Below are 21,924 nucleotides of genomic sequence, written 5' to 3'. Positions count from 1 at the left end.
CGCGCCGACCCCTGACCGGTCCTTTTGCCTGAGAGTTTTTGGGTGATGCCCCTTCGGCGGCAACTTGCGCTGCGCTCTCCCGATCAAGACTGTGGAGAATATGTCAGCCCAAGGTCCCTGTCAATCTCGGAGGCACGGGCTGCCGCGCAACGAAATGCCGTGTTCACCTTGACCTCGCGCAACGTTGGCGCACTGTTCGAGGATGTGCGCGCAAGCTTTTTCCCCGATTTGATAAACTGCGGTTCACACTTTGCGGAAATAGACAGACCATGAGCGAAGATCAAGCTAAACGCAACAAGGAAGCCTGGTTCACCCTGTCGGGCGACGTCAACAGCGACATGGTGCACCGGGTATTCGAGGCGGTCGGCCACATGACCGAAGACGGCATCGAAACCGCGCACGTGCTGGTGCAGTCGAACGGCGGCTATGTCAGCGATGGCCTGTGCCTGTACAACTTCATGTCGAAGTCGCCGATCGAATTCGTGATGTACAACGGCGGGGCGGTGGCCTCGATCGCGGTCGTCATGTACCTGGCCGGCACGCGCCGCTATGCCAGCGAGACGGCGCGCTTCATGGTGCACAAGTCGCATGCAACCGCCTCGCCGGGTTCGCGTCCGGATGCGCTCAACATCATCGTCGAAGGCTTGCGCGCCGACGACGCGCGCACCGAATCGATCCTGCGCAAGCACGTGGAACTGTCGCCCGAGCAGTGGGCGATCCACCAGTATTCCGACCTGCACCTCAATTCGCGCGACGCCAAGACCACCGGGATGATCAACGACGTCGCCGATTTCATGCCGCCGAAGGGCGCGATCCTGCGCAATATCTGAGCCGGTTTTATATCGAAAAACGCGTACAAACAGTATTTGCACATATGGCCGCGCCTGCAAAGAATATTTGCAGGCGCGGCGGTTCGGCAATCAATAAAAATATGTCGGGCAGACTCGATATTATTTGCGCCGCATAATAAAAAAGCCTGGGCCGCATTGGCGCCAGGCTTCTCCATGTCGCCGCCGCCGAAGGCGGCGTACTCAAGGTTATTTCTTTGCGTCGTTCTTGTGGCTTTGACGGCCGGCAGCGGCATGCTGCTCGGGCGTACCGCCGCGGGTGCCGCCACCCGAGCCGGAGCGCGAACCCGCGCCCGAACCCGACTGCTTGTTGCCGCCCTGGCGGCCCAGTTCGAGGTTTTCTTCCTGGGCGCCGCTACGGGAGCCCGACGAGCCAGAACGTGAACCCGAGCCCGAACCGGACTGTTTGTTCGCATCGTTCTTGTGGCTCTGGCGACCCGCTTGCGCGTGTTGCTCGGGAGTGCCGCCTTGCGTACCTTTTTTCTGATTCGAGGCCATGATCGTTTCCTTTCAATAGGGAAAAAGTTGCCTGCTCGCCGAATGCCTGATTATTTCAGCAGTATTTATCGGTGCTGCAATCATGCGAGCCGGACTGTTGAACCGGAATCGGATAATCGCCTGAGCCCGTGTAGGAGAGGTTCCTACTTATTGAAAATAAACCATGCCTCGAATTCGTCAATGTTTTTCGATGACGATTTCTATTTCTCTACTTGGTGGGCCTCGAAGAACCGTAGCGAGCGGAAGGAGGTTTGGCCGGGAAGCGCAGCGGTACGGTGATACGGCGGGTATCGCAGGCCAAACCCACGACGCGCAGTAGGTTGATCGAGGTTCCTTTAAAACTCTTCCCAGTCCATGTCGGGCTTGGTGACGGCGCGGCGGATCGGCGTCACGGTTTTCGCCGCAGTTGCTCCTGCCCCGGCCGGTTTCGTTGCCGCCTTGCGCGGCGCTGGCGCGGCTTTTTTCACTGCCGACAACTGGCGCACGCCGCCCTGGGCCGCTGACGCCGGCTCGGGCGCCGTGTCGCCGGCCAGCACGAAGCCGGTCGTGGCGCGGCCCAGGGCCGCCGCCTGCTCGCGCACCGTGGCGGCGGCCGCGGCCGACTCCTCGACCAGCGCGGCATTCTGCTGGGTCGCCTGGTCCATCGCCGCGATCGCCCCGTTCACCTGTTCGATGCCGGCGGTCTGCTCGGCGCTGGCGGCGGCGATTTCGCCGATGATGTCGGTCACGCGCTTGACGCTGGTGACTACCTCGTCCATCGTGCGCCCGGCCTTGTCGACCAGCTGGGTGCCGGCGTCGACCTTGGCCACCGAGTCGTCGATCAGCGCCTTGATTTCCTTGGCCGCCGCCGCCGAGCGCTGGGCCAGGCTGCGCACTTCCGAGGCGACGACGGCGAAGCCGCGTCCCTGTTCGCCGGCGCGCGCCGCTTCCACGGCCGCGTTCAGGGCCAGGATGTTGGTCTGGAAGGCGATGCCGTCGATGACGCCGATGATCTCGGCGATGCGTTTCGAGGAATCGTTGATCGAGGCCATGGTGCCGACCACGTCGGTCACCACCGCGCCGCCCTTGACCGCCACTTCCGAGGCCGACAGCGCCAGTTTGCTGGCCGTGTGGGCCGAATCGGCGTTCTGGCGCACGGTGGCGGTCAGCTCTTCCATCGAGGACGCGGTTTCTTCCAGCGAAGCGGCCTGCTGCTCGGTGCGTTTCGACAGATCCATGTTGCCGCTGGCGATTTCGGTGGTGCCGGTGGCGATGCCGACGGCGCTGCCGCGCACCTCGCCGATCATGCCGGCCAGTTTGGCGGCCAGCGCACCCAGCGCCGTCATCAGCGCGGCGGCGTCGCCGGCAGCCGCATCCCCGGACGTCGTACGCAGGCGCAGGTCGCCCTCGGCCACCCGTTGCGCCACCGCCAGCGCTTCGCGCAGGGGCCGGCCTGCTTCGCGTACGACCCAGCCCGTCAGCAGCACCGTGACGGCGAAACCGGCGCCCACGCAGAGCAGGACGCCGCCGCGCAACGCCGCGGCAGCCTCGCCGGTCTGCGCCAGCAGCCACAGCATGGAGGCGGCGCCGAGTACGAACGGCAGCGCGAATGCGCCGGCGATCTTGAACCTGATGCCAAGTTGACGAATCTGTTTCATAAGAGTTTCCTCGGAAAGATGCGCGTGTGAAAAAACCGCCATGGCGGCGTTGTATCGTGTCGCCGTACCACCGTACTGTCTTCGACGATGCGCCGGAGGGCCGTATCCCTTGCCCTGACGATTTTTTCACACGCTCGGTGGGGAAAAGGGAACCTAGTTATGTTAGGGAAACAAAACAGGTGGCATTTGCGTCGCCGCAAAGTTAAAGATGCCGCCAGGACATGCCGTGAATGGAGGAGGGATGGTTTGCAACGGTCCGGTGCGGTGAAAAAGCCGCAGTTTTCGGCTGCAGACTATTGCCTTTTGGAAATAATGTGCAACAATGACGTGTCGGCGCCGCGCGCCACAGGATGAATCCACCATGGCCACCACCGCCAAGCATGACGAAACTTCGAAGCCGCCCGCGCTGCCGCGCGAGGTGCTGGCCGAACTCGTCCGCGATGCCTGCGGCGCCGTCAACGAGCAATTGACGGCCATGGCCGGCCGGCTGGTGGCGGCCCTGGCCGACATGACCGCGGCCGGCTTCGATGCGCAAGCAGCCTACCGCCGTGCCCGCGCCGGCAATCTCCTGAAAAACAATACCTACGCCTTTGTCCACCTGGCCGGCGAGGCGGTCGAGCGCGCCCTGCGCGAAGCGGTCGACGACCTGGTGCCGGGTGCGAAAACCCGGGCCGACGCCATTTCGCTGTCGCTGGTGCCGCTGGAAGTAATCGATACCCGCGTCGCCTTCGGCGCGCTGTGCCGCCCCTTCGAGATCGCCCACTCCGAAGTGCTGGCCAGCCTGTGCGTGCGCATCGGCCAATTGCTCGGGCGCCCGTTGCTGCGCCCCGACCAGAATCCGTTCCGGCCCGACGTCTTCCTGGGCGCCATCCACGATGCCTGGCGCGCCTTTGCGCCGGAAGAAGAAGACCACCCGCTGCTGGCGCCGCTGCTGCGTCCCGAACTCTTCCTCGACCTGGGACCGCTCCTCGATGCCCTCGACGCCTCGCTGCGCAATCGCAGCAAGCGGGCGCGCGAGCGCTTCCATATCAGCAAGACCGTCGATGCCGGAGGTACCCATAAAACCGGCATGGACGCCGCCCTGGCCCAGCAATTGCGCAGCCTGCTCGGCGCTGCCGATGGCGCGGGGCCGACCCTGGTGCCGGACCTGCCGAATATGCCGCAGGGGAATGGCTGGCGGCCGAGCGCGGCGGCCGGATTCGCCGTGGCGGCGCAGGACGCCGGTGCTGTCGTTGCAACGCTCGGCCCGCACTCCGTTGCCGGCGCGGCAACCGCGCACGCTTATCCGGGTTTCGCTGCCGCGCAAGGGACGGCAAGCGTCCCGGCCGCCGGCTTCCTGGTCGCGCCTGGCGCTGCGGGTGCGGCCACTCCGGCAGGTGTCCAGCCCGCCTCGCTGCTGGCGCTGCTGGCCGGCCTGCAAGCGCCTGGGACGGATGCCGCCGTCGGCAATCCGGCAGCGCTGCCGCACAACGCGCATCACAACGCGCATCACAACGCGTATCACAACGTTTTCTACCTGCCGCGCTTCAAGCAGAGCCTGCCCCAGGGTTCCCTGTCGCGCGGCGAAGAAAACACGCTCGACCTGCTGTCGCGGATTTTCGAAACCGTGCTGCTCGACGACAGTATCCCGCTTGAAACGCGCGAACTGATCCGCTTCCTGCAGGTGCCGGTGCTGAAGGCGGCGTTGCTCGACCAGGATTTCTTCTTCGAGGAAGCGCACCCGGCGCGGCGCATGATCGACCTGCTTTCGCACATGGGCTGGGAGGGTCGCAAAGGCGCGGACGATCCGGTGGTGCAGGCCATGCAGCGCGGCGTCGAGCGCATCGGGCGCGAGGGCGAGGGCGATGGCAATGCTTGTCCAGCCGCCTTTGCCGAAGCGGTGGCCGACCTGGAGGCGCAACTCGCGCTCGAAGCCCGCGCGGCCGAGGAAGCGATCGCCGCCCCGATCGCCCGCGCGACGCAGCAGGAAAAACTGCAGGAGCGCCAGGCCGTCGCCACCCGTTCCGCGCGCCAGGCGGTGCGCGTGCGCGTGGCCGACGGCGAATTGACCGCGACTGTCTCGGGCTTCCTCGAACAGCGCTGGGTCGACGTGCTCACCTTCGCCTGGCTGATCGACGACGAGCGTCCCGGCGCCCTGGCCAATGCGACCCGCACCATGGACGAACTGGTCTGGACCGTGAAGCCCAAGGCCACCCAGGAGCAGCGCAAGACCCTGATCGCCAAGCTGCCGGGCCTGCTGGCCGCCCTGAACAAATGGCTGGACGCGATCAAGTGGCAGGATGCCGAACGCCTGCAATTCTTTGCCGACCTGGCCAGGTGCCACCTCTCGATCGTGCGCGCGCCGCTGGACCTGTCGCCCGAGCGCCAGCTCGAACTCGCTGTCGAGGCAGCCCGGCAGGATGCGCTGCGCCGCATCGCCCTAGAGGAAGCTGCCCAGCAGGAGGTTGCGCAAGAAACGGCGCCGCAAGACGCCGCCGCCCGCACCGCCGGCGCCCTGGAGCGCGGCATGCGCCTCGAGTTTACTCAGCCCGACCGCAGCGTACGCAAGGTCAAGCTGGCCTGGGTCAGCCCGCTGCGCACGCTGTTCATCTTCTCGCACAGCGGGCGCCAGGAATCGTTCTCGCTGCCGTTCGAGAAGCTGGTCGCCTCGCTGCGCAGCGGCAGTGTGCGGGTGGTCGCGCCGGAAGGCGTGGTCGGGCGCGTACTGACCGAGGCGCTGCAGGCGGTGAACGATCCGGCGCCCTTGCAAGCCATGCGCTGATCAGGTTTGCCGTGGCCCGAGCCGCAGAAGCCGGGCAGCGGTGGCCCCGATGAATTCGCCGTCGTGGGTCGAGAAGAAGAACAGGCGGCGCGCACTTTCCGCACCGATGTAATCCGCCAGCCAGCGCTTGGCGTCGGCATCGATGCCATTGGTCGGCTCGTCCAGCACCACCAGCGGCGCCGGGCTCATCAAGCCGCTGACCAGCATGAACTTTTTGCGCGTGCCGAGCGACATCACCTCGAAGCGGGTATCCATGTGCGGCGCCAATCCCAGGCCCTCGATCAGCCGCGCCGCATGGCGCAGGTCGCGCCGGCCGCGCAGGGCATCGGCCATCGCCAGGAACTCGCTCCCGCACATGAAGTCGTAAGCGGCCGGTTCGTCCGGCACGTAGGCCAGCTGCGCCCGGGCGCGCGCCGGTTGCCGGCGCAGGTCGTGGCCGGCGATCGTGATCGTGCCGGCGGTGGGAAGCTCGACCCCGCACAGCAGCGCAATCAGCGTCGACTTGCCGCTGCCGTTGGGGCCGACCAGGGCCACGGCGCCCGCGCCGAACGAAAACGACAGGTCCGCGAACACGGGCTGGGCGCCGAAGCGCATGGCGAGGGCTTCGGCGGTGAGGAGGGGGGTAAAGGTGCCGTCGGTCATAGATTGAAGATGAGGATGAGCGCTGCAGCGACGAGCGCATATTTGAACAGGTTGCCGTCCTTGTGGCGCTGCAGGATTGGCAGTCCCAGCAGCGACAGCCAGGGCAGCCACCAGGCCGCCGCCCATGCCATCGCGCGCGCCACCGCGTGGCCTGGCCCGAAGGCCAGCGCCAGGGCGGCATACGCGCCGCCGAACAAGACCGCGGTTGCGCCCAGCACCAGCAGTTGCGACGCCAGCGCCAGGCGCAGGCCGCCAAAAGGGATACTGCGCAGCCAGGCCGCCAGGCCTTGCCCGCCCACGTGCAGCGCATAGAAAAAGCCCGAGGCGATGCAGACGCTCAGGGCGCAGGCCACGTGCAGGAAGCCGCGCGCTTCCTCGACCTTGCCGGCATACGTGATCATCCACCACGCCGCCAGCAGCGGCAGGCCGGCCAGCAGCAGGCGCATGCCCGACTCGTGGCGATGGCGGTGGAACAGCAATCCGGCCTGGGCGCGCAGCAGCACGGGAACGCGCTTGAGCATGCGGCCGAATGCGGGCGCCGCGCCGTGTGCAGCTGCATCGCTCTCCGCACAGCAGGCGAAACCGATCGCCGCCAACGCCGCCAGGCACGCCGGCGCCAGCAGGAGTGGCGGCAGCCAGGGCGCGGCGGCGAGCAGGCCAAGGCTGGCGCCAGACAGGCGCCGTGCCCGTGGCGCAGCGCCGAACGCGACGGCCAGCGCGGTCGTGATCGTCAGCGCCGCGAACAACAGCATGTACAGGGGGAAGCGCCCGTCGGCCCCGAGCGGTTGCGCCGCATGCCAGGCAGTCCAGAGCGCAACCGCGAACGGCAGCGCCAGCACCGGCAAGGCCAGGCCAAGGACGGCGAGGTCGACCAGGCGCAGCGTATGGCGCGGCAGCGGCAGGCTGCGGCTGTAGCGCGCCAGCGCGCCGCCGCGGATGAAGGGCGCGTGGATGCCGGTCCAGGTGGCGACCAGCGCCATCCACACGGCGCCCCAGGCGAGACCGGTCGGCAACTCGCCCGGCGCGCGCCAGAAATGCAGCAGGGGTGCGGCCAGCAAGTCCGGACGCTCGCGCAGCAGGATGCCGAACAGGGCCAGGAACAGCATGATGGCTTGCCCGTAGCGGCGGTACAGGGCCATCGACTGTTGGCGGAACGCGCTGCGGCGGATGCGGTACAGGATCAGGAAAGCCGAGGGGCCGTGGGGCGCTGTCGCATGCGTGAGCGAAGAATCATTGACCAGCGATTTGTCCTGCATGCGCGTGCTTTCCAGATGCGTGCCGATGCTGGCCTGCAGCTTGCCGAATTGCCCAAGAGAAGTGCCGGATTATCGCATATGGCCGAGCGGGCGATCGACGACCGGCACCGCCGTCCCGTTCGTCGTCAAACTTGGCCGAAATGCAAGCAACAGATGGTATGATGCGTCCTTTATTGCTTTACAAGTCACCGAAGCAACGTGCGACTATCTTCCATCAAATTGTCGGGATTTAAGTCTTTCGTCGATCCCACCAATTTCCAGGTGCCTGGGCAACTGGTTGGCGTGGTCGGTCCGAACGGCTGCGGCAAGTCGAACATCATCGACGCCGTGCGCTGGGTGCTGGGCGAATCGAAAGCGTCGGAGCTGCGCGGCGAGTCGATGCAGGACGTGATCTTCAACGGCTCGACCCACCGCAAGCCCTCGGGCCGGGCTTCGGTCGAACTGGTGTTCGACAACAGCCTGGGCAAGGCCGCCGGGCAGTGGGGCCAGTACGGCGAAATCGCCGTGAAGCGCACGCTCACGCGCGACGGCACGTCCACCTATTACATCAACGGTCAGCCGGTGCGCCGGCGCGACATCCAGGACATTTTTCTGGGCACCGGCCTGGGGCCGCGCGCCTACGCCATCATCGGCCAGGGCATGATCGCGCGCATCATCGAATCGCGTCCGGAAGAGTTGCGCGTCTTCCTGGAAGAAGCGGCGGGCGTCTCGAAGTACAAGGAACGCCGCCGCGAAACCGAAAACCGTTTATCCGATACCCGCGAAAACCTGCTGCGCGTCGAAGACATCCTGCGCGAACTGAACGCCAACCTGGAAAAGCTCGAAGCACAGGCGGCGGTCGCCAACCGTTTCCACCAGCTGCAAAGCGACCAGGAAGAAAAGCAGAAGCTGCTCTGGCTCTTGCGCAGGAACGAAGCGAAAGCCGAGCAGACGCGCTGGTTCCGCGAGATGGAAGAAGCGCAGAACAGCCTGGAAGCGCAGACCGCGCAACTGCGCAACGTCGAACTCGAACTCGAGCACCTGCGCCAGCACCACTTCGCGGTGGGCGACCGCCTGCACACGGCACAGGGCGTGCTCTATCAAACCAACTCCGAGATCGGCAGCCTGGAAGCGCAGATCAAGTTCGTGATCGAGTCGCGCACCCGCCTGCAGAACCAGCTCGGCACGCTCACCGCCCAGCGCGACGGCTGGCTGGCACAGGCGCAGGAATACGAAGAACAGATCGAGGAAGCGACGTATAAAGTCGAGGAACTGGCTGCGCGCGCCGAAGGCGCCCAGATCGCCGTCGAAGCGCAGGGCGACCGCCTGCCCGAACTCGACGCCGCCTGGCGCGAGGCCCAGCGCCGCGGCGACGAAGCGCGCGCGCGCATCGGCGAAGTACGCCAGCGCATCGAATTGGCCGCCGCCCACGGCCGCAACGCCGGCAACATCCTGAGCGGCCTGACTACCCGGCGCGAACGGCTGCAGGCGGAAAAGAAGATGCTGGCCCCGCCCGACAGCGCGCACCTGGCCAACCTGCGCATGCAGCTCGAGGAAAAGCAGCAGTCGCTGGAAGAGCAGACCCTGCTGCAGGAAGAAGCCGCCGCCTTGCAGGACGCGGCCGAGACCGAACGCCGCGAAGCCCATGCCCAATCGCAGCGCGAATCGACCACCAATGCGCAACTCGAAGCGCGCCTGTCTGCATTAAAACAGTTGCAGGAGCGCGTGCAAACCCAGGGCAAGGTCGCGCCCTGGCTGAAAAAACACGAACTCGATACGCTGCCGCGCCTGTGGCAAAAGGTGCAGGTCGAAGAGGGCTGGGAAACGGCGCTGGAAGCGGTGCTGCGCGAACGCGCCGGCGCGCTCGAACTCTCCAGCATCGACTGGGCCAAGGCCTTTGTCGGCGACGCCCCGCCGGCGCGCCTGGCCCTGTACGCGCCGTCGCCGAGTGCGCCCGCCGCGATCGAAGTCATGGGCCTGAAATCCTTCGCCAGCCTGCTGAAACTGAACGACCCGGGCCTGCGCGGTGTGCTGAACGACTGGCTGCACCTGGTGTTCACCGCCGAGACGGCGACCGAAGCCTTTGCCGAGCGTGGGCGCCTGCCGCAGGGCGGCGCTTTCGTCACGCGCCAGGGGCATGTCATCACGGCGTCGAGCGTGCGCTTCTACGCCGCCGACGCCGAGCAGGATGGCATGCTGGCGCGCCAGCACGACATCGACAACATCGGCAAACAACTACGCGCCCAGGCCCTGCTGACGGACGAGGCGCGCACCCGCGCCACCCGCGCCGACGCGGCCGTCACCGAACTCACGCGCCGCCTGCAGGATGCGCGTGCGCGCATCGCCACGCTGCAGCGCGAAACCCATGCGCTTCAGATCGAGGTGGTGCGCCAGAACGAAGTCGAATCGCGCTTCAACCAGCGTAGCAGCCAGATCGACGTCGACCTGGCGGAAATCGCGGCCCAGGAAGAAGAGCAGCGCATGGTCCAGCAGGAGGCCGAGCAGCAGTTCGAACAGCTCGACATGGAACTGGCCGAGCTGCAGGGCGGTTTCGAGGATGGGCAGACCTTGTTTCTGCAACGCGAAGCGGCGCTGGCCGAGGCACGCGACAAGCTGCGCGAACTCGAGCGCAGTGCCCAGGAAGCGCTGTTCGCGGAAAAGACCGGTCGCGCGCGCATCGAGGAGCTGCGGCGCAGCATCGCCACCGCGCGGCAACAGGCGGCGCAGGTGGCCGAGGCGCTGGCCGGCGGCCAGTCGGAACTGGCGCTGCTGGAGTCCGGCAGCGCCCACGAAGGCTTGCAGGAATTGCTGGAACGGCGCACGGCGCAGGAAAAGGCGCTGTCGGATGCGCGCCATGAGCTCGACCAGGTGGCGCAGCAGTTGCGCCATGCCGAAGAGTCGCGCATGGGTTCCGAGCGCAGCCTGCAGCCGCAGCGCGACCGCATCACCGAAATGCAGCTGAAGGAACAGGCCGCGCGCCTGAACCAGGAACAGTTCGCCGAAGCCCTGGCGGCCACCGGCGCTGACGAAGCGGCGTTGGCTGTCAAGCTCGATCCCGACCTGAAGCCGCAATACCTGCAGGGCGAGGTCACGCGCCTGACGAATGCGATCGCCGCGCTGGGCGCGGTCAACCTGGCCGCGGTCGAGGAACTGGCGACCGCGTCGGAACGCAAGCGCTTCCTCGACGCCCAGAACGCCGACCTGAACGAAGCCATCGCCACGCTGGAAGACGCGATCCGCCGCATCGACAAGGAGACGCGCGAACTGCTGCAGGACACCTTCGAGCGCGTGAATACGCACTTCTCGGAGCTGTTCCCGATCCTGTTCGGCGGCGGCCAGGCGCGCCTGGTGATGACCGGCGACGAGATCCTCGACGCCGGCGTGCAGGTGATGGCGCAACCGCCGGGCAAGAAGAACGCCACCATCCACCTGCTGTCGGGCGGAGAAAAGGCGCTGACGGCCACCGCCCTGGTCTTCTCGATGTTCCGCCTGAACCCGGCGCCGTTCTGCCTGCTCGACGAGGTCGACGCGCCGCTGGACGACGCCAATACCGAGCGCTTTTGCCGCATGGTCAAGCGCATGTCCGAACATACCCAATTCCTTTTCATCAGCCACAATAAGATAGCGATGGAAATGGCCAATCAACTGATCGGTGTGACGATGCAGGAGCAGGGCGTATCGCGCATCGTTGCGGTGGACATGGAGTCCGCCGCCAACTTCGCACAAGAGGCACAAGCAGCATGACAGACCTTCAAATGAGCCTGATCGCGGCTGGCGGCGTCTTCGTCGTCGGCGTCATCTCCTATAACAAGTGGCAGGAGCACAAGGCGCGTAAAAGCGTCGAGCGCGCCTTCGCTTCCGACCATGACGACGTGTTGATGCGTCCCGACGGCACGCCCGCCGAGCGCAGCGAACCGGTGCTCGACATCGGCGCCACGCCGCCGCTCGGGCCGGTCGAACCGGGCTTCGGCACGGGTGCGCCCGTTGCCGGTGCGACCGTTGCCGGTGCTGCCGGTGCTGCCGCTGACGGCGACACGGATGCGCCGGCCGCGCTGGCGCCGGCCGGTCCCCAGGCCCCGGCGGACGCCGAACCGAGCGAACTGGCCGAGAACCTGGTCGACCCGCTGATCGACTGCATGGTCCCGCTGGCCCTCGAGGGTCCGACGCGTGGCGACAGGATCCTGCCGGCGCTGCAGAAACTGCGCCGCGTCGGCAACAAGCCGATCCACTACATCGGCCAGGCCGAGAACGGCGAATGGGCGCCGATCACCCATGGCGGCGTCTACACCAAGCTGCAGGCCGGCGTGCAGATGGCCACGCGCACCACGGCCCTCAACGAACTGGAATACTCGGAACTGGTCACGCGCCTGCGCGCGGTGGCCGACGAGATCGGCGCCGAGCCGGAAGTGCCGGACATGATCGAGGTGATGAGCGAAGCGCGCACCCTGCACAAGTTCGTCGCCGGCCACGACGCCCAGCTGGGTGTGAATTTGAAATCGAACGGTGCGCCATGGGCGATGTCGACCCTGATCGGCGCGCTCGAAAATGCCGGCTTCGACGTCGGCCCGAGCGGCCGCTTCGCCATGCCCGACGGCGCCGGCGGCGAGTTGTTCACGCTCTCGACCAACGTCACCCTGGGCGCCGACACCACCGACCGCCTGACCCTGCTGCTCGACGTGCCCTGCGTGGCGCCGAGCCGCGACGGCTTCGGCGCCATGGTGAAATGCGCCAAGGACCTGGTGTTGCGCCTGGACGCCTTGATGGTCGACGACTTCGAACAGCCGCTGCTCGACTCGACGCTGGCCGAGATCGCCGAGCAGGTCAAGGAGTTCTATACCGAGATGGAAGCGGCCGACATCCCGGCCGGTTCGACCCGCGCGCTGCGCCTGTTCAGCTGAGGTGTCGATGAGTGAACAACTGACTGAGCAAGCCGATGATCTGGCGCGCATGCAGGCGCTGGTCGAGGAACTGAACCGTCACATCTACAACTACCACGTGCTCGACGCGCCGACGATTCCCGACGCCGAGTACGACCGCATGTTCCGCGAACTGCAGGCGCTGGAAGCGGCGCATCCGGAGGCGGTGACGCCCGACACGCCGACCTCGCGCGTGGGCGCCGCGCCCATCCCCGAGTTCAGGCAGGTGACCCATGCGGTGCCGATGCTCTCGCTGAACAACGGCTTCCAGGACGAGGACGTCGACAATTTCGACCGCCGCGTGCGCGATGGCCTCGACCTGAGCGCCAACGGCGAAGTCGCCTATGCGGCAGAACTGAAATTCGACGGCCTGGCGATAAGCCTGCGCTACGAGAACGGCGTCTTCGTGCAGGCCGCTACCCGCGGCGATGGCTATACCGGCGAAGACGTGACGGCGAATATCCGCACCGTGCGCGTGATTCCGCTGCGGCTGCACGGCGACGAGATTCCCGCGGTGCTGGAAGTGCGCGGCGAAGTGCTGATGTTCAAGGACGACTTCGCGAAACTCAATCAGCGCCAGCGCGACGCCGGCCAGAAGGAATTCGCCAATCCGAGGAATGCCGCCGCCGGCAGCCTGCGCCAGCTCGACGCGCGCATCACGGCCCAGCGCAAGCTGCGCTTCTTCGCCTACGGCATCGGCCTGCTGGAAGGCGCCGAGATGCCGGAATCGCATTCGAAGGTGCTCGACTGGTTCGACCGCCTCGGCTTGCCGGTGTCGAAGGAACGCGCGGTCGTCCATGGCCGCGACGGGCTGCTCGGCTATTACCGCAGCATCGGCGAAAAACGTCCGGCGCTGCCCTACGAGATCGACGGCGTGGTCTATAAAGTCGACCGCCTGGCCGACCAGCGCGCGCTCGGCTTCGTGTCGCGCGCGCCGCGCTTCGCGCTGGCCCATAAATTCCCGGCCGAAGAGGCGCTGACGGTGGTGTCGGCCATCGACGTCCAGGTCGGACGCACCGGCGCCATCACGCCGGTGGCGCGCCTGGTGCCGGTGTCGGTGGGCGGCGTGACCGTCACCAACGCCACCCTGCACAACGAGGACGAAGTGCGGCGCAAGGACGTGCGCGTGGGCGACACCGTGGTCGTGCGCCGCGCCGGCGACGTGATCCCGGAAGTGCTGTCGGTGGTGCTGGAACGACGCCCAACGCCGGAGCCGCTGGTCTACACGCTGCCGGCGACCTGCCCGGTCTGCGGCTCGCACGTGGTGCGCGAAGAAGGCGAATCGGTGGCGCGCTGCTCGGGCGGCCTGTCGTGCGCGGCCCAGCGCAAGGAAGCGATCCGCCACTTCGCCGGCCGCCGCATGATGGACATCGAGGGCCTGGGTGACCGCTACATCGACAGCCTGGTCGAGTGCAGCCTGATCCACGGCGTGGCCGACCTGTATAAACTGACGCTGGACGACCTGCTCAGGATGAAGCGCCTCGCCGACGAACGTGACGGCACCACCCCGGAGACGGTCAAGGGCGGCAAGGTGCCGACCAAATGGGCCGACAACCTGTTGAACGCGATCGCCGCCAGCCGCCAGCCGCCGCTGGAACGCCTGCTGTTCGCGCTCGGCATCCGCCACGTCGGCGAATCGACCGCCAAGACCCTGGCCGACTGGCTCGGCAGCCTGGCGTTGGTGCGCCGTGCCCCGGCGGCCTTGCTGCGCGTGCTGCCCGACATCGGCGGCACCGTGGCCGAGTCGATCGCCGACTTCTTCGCCGAACCGAAGAACCAGGCCGCGCTCGACGCGCTGCTGGCGACCGGCGTCGCGCCCCAGGGCGAACATGCGCCCAAGGCGGCACTGCGCGAACGCCTCGATGAAGTGGCGCTGCTGGCCGCGCTCGGCATCCCGAAACTGACCGAACCGCGCGCACGCCAGCTGCTGGCCGGGCGCACGCTCGACGACCTGGCGCACCTGAAGGTGTTCAGCGTGTTCGGCTTGCCCGACACGGTCGTCGCCGCGCTCGAAGCCTGGATGGCCGTGCCGGGCAACCGCGAAGACTTGACGATGCTGGCAAGCTTGCGCGCCGAACTGCTGGCGCAACTGCCGCAGGAAGCCGAAGCCGAGGAGGGCGCCCTGAGCGGGCAGACGTTCGTCCTGACCGGCACGCTGCCGACCATGTCGCGCGATGCGGCGGGCGAGTTGATCGAGGCGGCCGGTGGCAAGGTCTCCGGTTCGGTATCGAAGAAAACCTCCTACGTGGTGGCGGGTGCCGATGCCGGCAGCAAGCTGGCCAAGGCCGAGTCGTTCGGCGTGACTGTACTCGACGAGGCCGGGCTGCTGGCCCTGCTGGCGACGGCAGGTGCGAAACAAGCACAGAAAGAGTGAAAATACGATGAACACGATTCGCAAGGCCGTCTTTCCCGTCGCCGGTCTCGGCAGCCGCTTCCTGCCCGCTACCAAAGCGCAGCCGAAAGAGATGCTGCCGATCGTCGACAAGCCGTTGATCCAGTACGCGGTCGAGGAAGCGGTGGCCGCCGGCATCACCGAAATGATCTTCATCACCGGCCGCAACAAGCGCGCCATCGAAGACCATTTCGACAAGGCCTACGAGCTCGAGGCCGAGCTGGAAGCGGCCAACAAGCAGGCGCTGCTCGAACTGGTGCGCGGCGTGATCCCGAAGAACGTCACCTGCATCTACATCCGCCAGTCGGCGCCGCTCGGCCTGGGCCACGCGGTGCTGTGCGCGCGCCCGGTGGTCGGCAACGAGCCGTTCGCCGTGCTGCTGGCCGACGACTTCATGGACACCGCTCCCGGCACCGCGCCGGTGCTGGCGCAAATGACCGAGGTCTACGCCTACGAAAAATGCAGCCTGCTGGCGGTGCAGGACGTACCGCGCGAGAACACGCGCCAGTACGGCATCGTCAAGGCCGAGGCCTATCGCAGCAACCTGGAACTGGTGTCGAACATCGTCGAGAAGCCGACGCCCGCGGAAGCGCCGTCGACGCTGGCCGTGGTCGGGCGCTACGTGCTGTCGGGCGCGATTTTCGATCACCTGGAAAACCTTGGCCAGGGCGCCGGCGGCGAGATCCAGCTGACCGACGGCATCGCTTCCCTGATGCAGGCCGAGCGCGTGCTCGCCTACCGCTACGCCGGACAGCGCTATGATTGCGGTTCGAAACTGGGCTACCTGCAGGCGACCGCCGCGATGGGGCTGAAGCACCCGGAAACGGCGGCCGGCTTCCAGGCCTTCCTGGCGCAGCTCGCAAAGGAGAATGGCGATGGCAATACGTGAAATTCTCAAAATGGGCGACCCGCGCCTGTTGCGCGTGGCCGAACCGGTGCGCGAATTCGACACGCCCGAATTAAAGGCGCTGATCGCCGACATGTTCGACACCATGCACGCCGCCAACGGCGCCGGCCTGGCCGCGCCGCAGATCGGCGTCAACCTGCAGCTGGTGATCTTCGGCTTCGCGCACAACGCGCGCTATCCGGACGCGCCCCAGGTGCCGGAAACGGTGCTGCTCAATCCCGTGCTGACGCCCCTGTCGGACGAGATGGAAGAGGGCTTCGAAGGCTGTCTGTCGGTGCCCGGCCTGCGCGGCAGCGTGCCGCGCTTCACGCGCCTGCGCTACGAAGGCGTCGACCCGTACGGCAAGCCGATCCGGGTCGAGGCCGAGGGCTTCCACGCCCGCGTCGTCCAGCACGAAGTCGACCACCTGCTCGGGATCCTGTACCCGATGCGCATCACCGACTTTTCGCGCTTCGGGTTCACGGAAGTGATGTTTCCCGACCTCGATCCGAACGCGGACGATTGATCGTTCTGCCTTGTTTGCGACTGACGGGCACGTGTTGTTGGAATGCCGGCCGTGAACGCGTGGGCCCGGGGCGCCCACCCTACGGTACCTCGACGTTCCGGGCTGCGTCCACAATCCTTGGCCGCAACCAACCGTAGGGTGGGCGCCCCGGGCCCACGCGAACGTGTGCACCGTGTTGACCGTCGATTGCGGCCAATACGACGCTTGCATCCTACGGATACGGACTCTTCCCACCCTCGGCAATGAACGCATCGATGCGCGCCGCGAGCACCGGCAGCGGCACCGACCCCAGTTGCAGCACGGTGTCGTGGAAGGCGCGGATGTCGAAACGCGACCCCAGTGCCTTTTCGGCCCTGGCGCGCGCTTCCATGATCGCCATCTGCCCCAGGTAGTACGACAGCGCCTGCCCGGGCCACGAGATGTAGCGGTCGACTTCCGTCGTCACTTCGTGATCCGATAAAGCCGTGTTCTCGCGCAGGTAGGCTTGCGCCTGCTCGCGCGTCCAGCCCATGGCGTGGATGCCGGTGTCGACCACCAGGCGCGAGGCGCGCCAGGCCTGGTAGCTGAGCATGCCGAATTCCTCGTACGGCGTCTCGTAGATGCCCATCTCGGTGCCGAGGCGCTCGGTGTACAGGGCCCAGCCTTCGCCAAAGGCCGAGATGTAGGCGCGGCGGAACGGCGGCACGCCCTTCTGTTCGAGCGCGATCGGCATCTGGAAGGCGTGGCCCGGGGCCGACTCGTGCAGGGTCAGCGCCGGCAGGCTGTAGAGCGCGCGCGCCGGCAGGTTGTAGGTGTTGACCAGGTAGACGCCGGGGCCGCCGCGTCCGGCAGTGTAGTAGGGCGCCTGGTCCGGCGGGACCGGGCGGATCGCGAAGCGCTGGCGCGGCAGGTAGCCGAAATACTGGCCGGCCCTGGCGTCGAATTTCTTGGCGATCCAGGCCGCGCGCATCAGCAGTTCGTCGGGTGTCTTCGCATAGAACTGCGGATCGGTGCGCAGAAAAGCCAGAAAGGCGGGCAGGTCGCCCTGGAAACCGGCTTTTGCGATGGTCGCCGTCATCTCGGCGCGGATCTTGGCCATCTCGGCCAGGCCGATGCGGTGGATCTCTTCCGCGCGCAGGTTCGTGGTCGTGAACTCGACGATCTTCGACTGGTAATAAGCCGCGCCGTCGGGCAGGCTGTGAGCGGCCAGCGCCGTGCGCGCGCCGGGAACGTATTCTGCGCGGACGAACGCCAGCACGCGCGCATACGCCGGCTGCACGTGGGTGTGGATCGCCGCGACGGCTTGCGCGCGCAGGGCGGCCTGCTCGGCGGCGGGAATGGCGGCCGGCATCGTCTTGAACGGCGTGTAGAACACCGTCTGTTCCGGTGGAGCGTCGACGACCGAAGCCAGCGCCGCATCGCGCCCCTGCAGGGTCACGCGCGGCGGCGTGAAGCCGCGCGCCAGGCCGGCGCGCATGTTGTCGACCTGTTCGGCAAAGTAACGCGGCATGTTGCCCAGGCGCGCCAGGTAGTTGCGGTAATCCTGCGCCCTGGCGAAGGGCTGGCGCGCGCCGTAGGTGACGTCGGTCCAGAAGGCGCTGTCGGCGTTGACCGGCTGCTCGTATTCGCGAAAGCGCAGCGCCTCGACAAAGGCCGCGATCTGGGCGCGGTAGACCTGGTAATCGATGCGCTGCGGCGCCGACAGGGCAGCCGGGTCGAGCGTGCGGAGCTGGCGCAGCACGCTTTGCCAGTACACCAGGCGCGCGGCTTGCGCGGCGGCGTCGACGCGGGCGAAGTCGCGGTCGACCTGGCCGCGTTCGGATTCGTCGTCGGCCAGGCCCTGCTGCACGCGCCATTGCCATTCGGCGCGGTGGATCACGGCAAAGCGCGCATCGGCCGCGGATGTTGCCGCCGGCGATGCCACCGCGGGTTGCGGCACAGCCTGCGCCGGTCCGGCCATCGCGATTCCGGCCGCGCACAGCGCGCCCGCCAGGATCTGTCTCATCATCTTGCTGTCCTCGCCTCGAATTATTTGTCTGTCATTATGTCCCAGAGAATAAATGACCAGCAGAAAATTTTTCTAAGAATCAAGAGGATACGTGTAGGAGTTAATCCCGTCTTCATGTGAGATAGATAAAATTGTGCGTTTAGCCTTTATAATTGCGCTTCAGCCGGCCACACGGCGCCTAAAACATATAACGAACGACAGCCCGACAGCGAGCATGGAACACACCCAGGGGCAGCGGCCCCGTTCGCCTTCAGAGGCAGATACGACGAGCACGGACGTCGCCGCGGTACTGGTATTGCCCTGGCTGCGCCTGAGCGAACAGCTCATGCCCCTGATCGGCGAAAGTGGCTTCTGTGCGCTGTTCGGACGCGCACTGCGCCTGTCGAGCCCGCGTTTCGAGGGCTTGTCGTCCTGCGACAGCACCCGGCCCGCGGCCGACCTGTTCATGTCCCTGACCAGAACCCTGAACGAGATAGGACCCGGGCAAGCGGGCGCCGCCAACGGCGTCCTGCTCGAGACATTCACCACGCTGCTGGGCACCTTGATCGGCGAAGCGCTAACGAAACAGCTGTTACACGTCGCACAGGTAGGCGGAGACGGGCAGACGCATGGACAGGAGCAGAAGTAAATGAGCGATAAAGTGGCCCTCGGGCTCTTGCAAACCGGTGTGCCGGGACTGGACATCCTTCTAGGAGGAGGATTGCCCGAGTTCTCGTTCAACCTCGTCGCCGGTCCGCCCGGCAGCGGCAAGACCACGCTCGCGCACCAGATCATGTTCACCCTTGCCACTCCCGAACGGCGCGCGCTGTTTTTCACGGTGCTGGGCGAGCCGCCCTTGAAGATGCTGCGCTACCAGCAGCAGTTTTCCTTCTTCGACGTCAGCAAAGTGGGTCCGGCGATCCGTTACGTGAACCTGGGCGAGAGCCTGCGCACCGGCGACTTCAGCGGCGTGCTGGAACGCATCATGCTGGAAGTCGAGGCGTTTTCGCCGGCGCTGGTGTTCGTCGACTCATTCCGCTCGGTCGTGCAGACGGCCAAGTCGGGCAACGAGGGCGTGGCCGACCTCCAGTATTTCATCCAGGAACTCGGCACGCGCATGACCAGCTGGCAGGCCACGACCTTCCTGATCGGCGAGTACGTCACTTCCGATCCGGAAGCCAACCCGATCATGACCGTGGCCGACGGCATGCTGTCCTTGACCCAGGTGCACGAGCACAACACCGTGGTGCGCAAGATGCGCGTCATGAAAATGCGCGGCCGCGCCCACCTGACCGGTTCGCACAATTTCCGCATCACCGACGACGGCCTGCGTGCCTACCCGCGCATCCTGCCGCCGCTGGCGGCCGACCGCCAGTCCGGCGTCGACATCGACCGCGATCCGAAGCGCATCTCGACCGGCGTGCCGGGCCTCGACGCGCTGCTGCATGGCGGCTTGCCGCAGGGGCATACCATGCTGCTGGCCGGGCCGACCGGCTCGGGCAAGACCATCATCGCCACCCGCTTCCTGCAAGAGGGCCAACGCCTTGGCGAAAAAGGCGTTGCCCTCTATTTTGAGAAGGGCACGCCGCGCCTGCGCAATGCCGACCTCGCCGAGATGGTGCAAAGCGGCGACGTCACCATTGTCGAAAGCCGCCTGCTCGACCTGACTGTCGACGAACTGATCGACGAGCTGATGACGGCCTTGCAGCGCACCGGCGCCACGCGCCTGGTCATCGATTCGCTGTCCGAACTCGCGCTCTACATGGCGCCCGAGTTCCATTCCGACCTGCGCCTGGCCGTGTTCCGCCTGCTGTCGACGGTGGCCAAGCAGGGCGTGAGCGCGATGGTCACGATCGGCATGAACGACGTCTTCACCGAGCTGAGCTTCGGACAGGCGAATATTTCCTACCTGACCGACGCCATCGTTGCCCTGCGCTATGCCGAGGTGGACGGCCGGATCAACAAATTCATGTCGGTGGTGAAGGTGCGCGGCAGCGACCACAGCAGCGACCTGCGCGGCTACCGCATCACCGACGCCGGCCTCGAGGTGGACGAACTCCCTACCGAAGTGGCCGGGGTGCTGGGCGGCGGTTCGGCGCGCAACCTGGCGTCAAGCTGAAGGGGAACGGGAATGTTCGAGAGCGACGACACGAGTTCGATGCAGCGTTCCCTCGACACCCAGGATGCGCGTGCCCAGGCCGACGCTTATACCGGGGCGCTGCTGCGCCACATCGGCGGACTCGAAGACGAAGTGGCGCGCCTGCACGCGGCCCTGCAGGAGAAAGAAGCGCTGGAGCAGAGCGTGGCCCGGCTGCGCGAGGCGAACGAACACCTGGTCGTCGCCGCCGTCAGCGCCCAGAGCCTGCGCGACGATGCCGAGGCGACCAACCGGCGCCAGAATGAGTTCCTGGCCATGCTGGCGCACGAACTGCGCAACCCGCTAGTCCCGATCAGCATGTCGTCGATGATGCTGGAGCGCTCGGCCAACGCCAGCCCGCAGCTGCTCAATTTCACCAGGGTGATCCGGCGCCAGGTCGACCACATGGCGCACCTGCTCGACGACCTGCTCGACGCCGCCCGCATCAGCAGCGGCAAGATCACCCTGAACCCGGAACCGCTGCCGCTGTCCGCCATCATCGACCAGGCCCTGGAAATGGTGCTGCCGCGCATCGGCGAGCGCCGCCAGCATTTCGAGCTCGATGTTGCGCCCGACCTGAAGGGGCGCGCCCTGGGCGTGCGCGCCGACCGCGTGCGCCTGACCCAGGTATTTACGAACCTGATCGGCAACGCCTCGAAGTACACCGGCGACGGCGGGCGCATCGCCTTGACGGTGACGCTCGAGGGGGACGAGATCGTCGCTGTGGTGAGCGACAACGGCACCGGCATCGCGCCCGAGGTGCTGCCGCATATCTTCGACCTGTTCACCCAGGGGCCGCGCTCGCTGGCGCGTTCCGAGGGCGGCCTCGGCGTCGGCCTGAACGTGGTGCGCAACCTGGTCGGCATGCATGGCGGCACGATCACGGCCGACAGCGCCGGCGTCGGGCAGGGCAGCCGCTTCACCCTGCGCCTGCCGGCCTGCGCGCTGCCCGCCGCCACGCCGCAGTCGCCAGCCGAACAAGCCCCGGCCGGCGACTGCTGCCGCGTGCTGATCATCGAAGACAATGCCGACGCCTGCGAGACGCTGAAGGCTTTCTTCGACATGGAAGGCCACACGGTCAGCATCGCGCACGACGGCCAGGCCGGCCTCGACCTGCTGTTGAGCGAACGGTTCGACGTCGTCGTCTGCGACATCGGCCTGCCCGGCATGGACGGCCTCGAAGTCATGCGCCGCCTGCGCGCTTCGGAGCGCGGCGCCGATCCGGTGACGATCGGCCTGTCCGGCTACGGCCAGGCCGAGGACCGCGCACGCGCGGCCAGTGCGGGGTTCGATCATTACCTGGTGAAGCCGGTCAATCCCGACGCGCTGCTGGCGCTGGTGGCTGCGCGGGTTTAACTGCGCGAAGGCAGGGGGGTAACGTAGGGTGGACTCCGTCCACGCGTGCGGCACATGCACGCAGCCTGCCCTGATCCGGAACGCGGCTGCCGCGTACTGCGATCACGCCGCACGGTTGCCGCTT

The 21,924-nt window shown here is 66.7% G+C and carries 15 protein-coding genes and 1 riboswitch; of the genes, 10 read left to right on the top strand and 5 right to left on the bottom strand.

Annotated features, from left to right (window positions below; all coding sequences use genetic code 11):
* Positions 1-6: 6 nt before the first annotated feature.
* A riboswitch (glycine riboswitch) is annotated at positions 7-92 on the bottom strand.
* 177 nt (positions 93-269) lie between these two features.
* Complete coding sequence (locus tag AC56LG_RS18270) at positions 270-830, top strand: ATP-dependent Clp protease proteolytic subunit (RefSeq protein ID WP_497167488.1); 561 nt, start codon at positions 270-272, stop codon at positions 828-830.
* Between the two features lie 207 nt (positions 831-1,037).
* On the opposite strand, the gene AC56LG_RS18265 is transcribed toward AC56LG_RS18270, so the two are convergent.
* Positions 1,038-1,346 (bottom strand): hypothetical protein, encoded by a 309-nt coding sequence (locus AC56LG_RS18265; RefSeq protein ID WP_497167487.1) that lies wholly within the window; start codon positions 1,344-1,346, stop codon positions 1,038-1,040.
* Positions 1,347-1,681: 335 nt separating this feature from the next.
* On the bottom strand, positions 1,682-2,983 hold the full coding sequence (locus AC56LG_RS18260) for a methyl-accepting chemotaxis protein (RefSeq protein WP_497167486.1): 1,302 nt from the start codon (positions 2,981-2,983) through the stop codon (positions 1,682-1,684).
* Between the two features lie 361 nt (positions 2,984-3,344).
* On the opposite strand from AC56LG_RS18260, the gene AC56LG_RS18255 reads away from it, so the two are divergent.
* Positions 3,345-5,744, top strand: a complete 2,400-nt coding sequence (locus tag AC56LG_RS18255; protein ID WP_497167485.1) for a DUF1631 family protein — start codon at positions 3,345-3,347, stop codon at positions 5,742-5,744.
* Here AC56LG_RS18255 and AC56LG_RS18250 read toward each other — a convergent pair whose 3' ends face one another.
* Both AC56LG_RS18250 and AC56LG_RS18245 read right to left on the bottom strand, forming a co-directional pair.
* Entirely contained in the window at positions 5,745-6,386 is a 642-nt protein-coding gene (locus AC56LG_RS18250; RefSeq protein WP_497167484.1) for an ATP-binding cassette domain-containing protein, read from the bottom strand.
* Positions 6,383-7,642, bottom strand: a complete 1,260-nt coding sequence (locus AC56LG_RS18245; protein WP_497167483.1) for a hypothetical protein — start codon at positions 7,640-7,642, stop codon at positions 6,383-6,385. Before AC56LG_RS18245 ends, AC56LG_RS18250 begins: the two co-directional genes overlap by 4 nt.
* Positions 7,643-7,840: 198 nt before the next feature.
* On the opposite strand from AC56LG_RS18245, the gene smc reads away from it, so the two are divergent.
* From smc to def, 5 genes are read left to right on the top strand one after another with little or no spacing between them, the layout of a single operon-like run.
* Positions 7,841-11,365 carry a chromosome segregation protein SMC gene (gene smc, locus AC56LG_RS18240; RefSeq protein ID WP_497167482.1) on the top strand — a complete coding sequence of 1,175 codons (3,525 nt, stop codon included), beginning with the start codon at positions 7,841-7,843 and terminating at the stop codon, positions 11,363-11,365.
* Positions 11,362-12,519: a cell division protein ZipA C-terminal FtsZ-binding domain-containing protein gene (locus AC56LG_RS18235; protein ID WP_497167481.1), complete on the top strand. Its 1,158-nt coding sequence runs from the start codon at positions 11,362-11,364 to the stop codon at positions 12,517-12,519. The genes smc and AC56LG_RS18235 overlap by 4 nt, the downstream gene beginning before the upstream one ends.
* Positions 12,520-12,526: 7 nt before the next feature.
* Positions 12,527-14,911 (top strand): NAD-dependent DNA ligase LigA, encoded by a 2,385-nt coding sequence (gene ligA, locus AC56LG_RS18230; protein ID WP_497167480.1) that lies wholly within the window; start codon positions 12,527-12,529, stop codon positions 14,909-14,911.
* A 7-nt stretch (positions 14,912-14,918) separates the two neighbouring features.
* Positions 14,919-15,818: a UTP--glucose-1-phosphate uridylyltransferase GalU gene (gene galU, locus AC56LG_RS18225; RefSeq protein ID WP_497167479.1), complete on the top strand. Its 900-nt coding sequence runs from the start codon at positions 14,919-14,921 to the stop codon at positions 15,816-15,818.
* Positions 15,805-16,341 (top strand): peptide deformylase, encoded by a 537-nt coding sequence (gene def / locus AC56LG_RS18220; RefSeq protein ID WP_497167478.1) that lies wholly within the window; start codon positions 15,805-15,807, stop codon positions 16,339-16,341. The genes galU and def overlap by 14 nt, the downstream gene beginning before the upstream one ends.
* Before the next feature lie 211 nt (positions 16,342-16,552).
* Here the strand turns inward: def and AC56LG_RS18215 are convergent, their stop codons facing one another.
* The gene (locus AC56LG_RS18215) at positions 16,553-18,328 is read right to left on the bottom strand and encodes a DUF885 domain-containing protein (protein WP_497167477.1); all 1,776 of its coding nucleotides are present in this window, start codon (positions 18,326-18,328) and stop codon (positions 16,553-16,555) included.
* Between the two features lie 214 nt (positions 18,329-18,542).
* Here AC56LG_RS18215 and AC56LG_RS18210 point away from each other — a divergent pair, with 214 nt between their 5' ends.
* Genes AC56LG_RS18210 through AC56LG_RS18200 form a run of 3 tightly spaced genes read left to right on the top strand, consistent with a single transcriptional unit; the run spans position 18,543 to position 21,800 of the window.
* Positions 18,543-18,956, top strand: a complete 414-nt coding sequence (locus AC56LG_RS18210) for a hypothetical protein (RefSeq protein ID WP_497167476.1) — start codon at positions 18,543-18,545, stop codon at positions 18,954-18,956.
* Positions 18,957-20,426 carry an ATPase domain-containing protein gene (locus AC56LG_RS18205; protein WP_497167475.1) on the top strand — a complete coding sequence of 490 codons (1,470 nt, stop codon included), beginning with the start codon at positions 18,957-18,959 and terminating at the stop codon, positions 20,424-20,426.
* A gap of 12 nt (positions 20,427-20,438) precedes the next feature.
* Positions 20,439-21,800: a hybrid sensor histidine kinase/response regulator gene (locus AC56LG_RS18200; protein WP_497167474.1), complete on the top strand. Its 1,362-nt coding sequence runs from the start codon at positions 20,439-20,441 to the stop codon at positions 21,798-21,800.
* The last annotated feature ends 124 nt before the right edge of the window (positions 21,801-21,924 follow it).

Source organism: Telluria sp. ZB2R32, assembly GCF_059685715.1.
Note: the sequence above shows the minus strand (reverse complement) of the source record. Positions and strands in the feature narration are given on the sequence as shown.

Coding starts and splice junctions, on each gene's coding strand:
- AC56LG_RS18270 (WP_497167488.1), top strand. CDS start 270: ATGAGCGAAGATCAAGCTAAACGCAACAAGGAAGCCTGGTTCACCCTG.
- AC56LG_RS18265 (WP_497167487.1), bottom strand. CDS start 1,346: ATGGCCTCGAATCAGAAAAAAGGTACGCAAGGCGGCACTCCCGAGCAA.
- AC56LG_RS18260 (WP_497167486.1), bottom strand. CDS start 2,983: ATGAAACAGATTCGTCAACTTGGCATCAGGTTCAAGATCGCCGGCGCA.
- AC56LG_RS18255 (WP_497167485.1), top strand. CDS start 3,345: ATGGCCACCACCGCCAAGCATGACGAAACTTCGAAGCCGCCCGCGCTG.
- AC56LG_RS18250 (WP_497167484.1), bottom strand. CDS start 6,386: ATGACCGACGGCACCTTTACCCCCCTCCTCACCGCCGAAGCCCTCGCC.
- AC56LG_RS18245 (WP_497167483.1), bottom strand. CDS start 7,642: ATGCAGGACAAATCGCTGGTCAATGATTCTTCGCTCACGCATGCGACA.
- AC56LG_RS18235 (WP_497167481.1), top strand. CDS start 11,362: ATGACAGACCTTCAAATGAGCCTGATCGCGGCTGGCGGCGTCTTCGTC.
- ligA (WP_497167480.1), top strand. CDS start 12,527: ATGAGTGAACAACTGACTGAGCAAGCCGATGATCTGGCGCGCATGCAG.
- galU (WP_497167479.1), top strand. CDS start 14,919: ATGAACACGATTCGCAAGGCCGTCTTTCCCGTCGCCGGTCTCGGCAGC.
- def (WP_497167478.1), top strand. CDS start 15,805: ATGGCAATACGTGAAATTCTCAAAATGGGCGACCCGCGCCTGTTGCGC.
- AC56LG_RS18215 (WP_497167477.1), bottom strand. CDS start 18,328: ATGATGAGACAGATCCTGGCGGGCGCGCTGTGCGCGGCCGGAATCGCG.
- AC56LG_RS18210 (WP_497167476.1), top strand. CDS start 18,543: ATGGAACACACCCAGGGGCAGCGGCCCCGTTCGCCTTCAGAGGCAGAT.
- AC56LG_RS18205 (WP_497167475.1), top strand. CDS start 18,957: ATGAGCGATAAAGTGGCCCTCGGGCTCTTGCAAACCGGTGTGCCGGGA.
- AC56LG_RS18200 (WP_497167474.1), top strand. CDS start 20,439: ATGTTCGAGAGCGACGACACGAGTTCGATGCAGCGTTCCCTCGACACC.